General features: G+C 71.4%; 1 protein-coding gene. It reads left to right on the forward strand.

All coding sequences use genetic code 11. The features are described from left to right. Window positions 1-266: AMP-binding enzyme (locus F1003_RS18810; protein ID WP_162307014.1), on the forward strand; the 266-nt coding region annotated here is incomplete at both ends.

A 266-nucleotide genomic window follows, 5' to 3' on the forward strand; every position in this document is an offset into this window, starting at 1 on the left:
GCCGCGCGGGCTGGTGGTACTCAAGGCCGGAGTCGAGGTGGACCACGAAACCCTGTGTGGGCAGCTGGTCGCCGCAGTGCGCGAACAGGTCGGACCGGTGGCGGCCTTTCGGGACGTCTCCGTGGTGGAGGCGCTGCCCAAGACGCGCTCCGGAAAGATCCTGCGCCGGTCGATGCGCGAGATCGCCGACCGGGGCGACACCGCGGCGCCCTCCACCATCGAGGACCCCGCCGTGTTGGAAGGCCTGCGCCCCGCGCTACGTGGAT

This window comes from Winogradskyella ouciana (genome assembly GCF_009709615.1).
Taxonomy (GTDB): domain Bacteria; phylum Bacteroidota; class Bacteroidia; order Flavobacteriales; family Flavobacteriaceae; genus Winogradskyella; species Winogradskyella ouciana.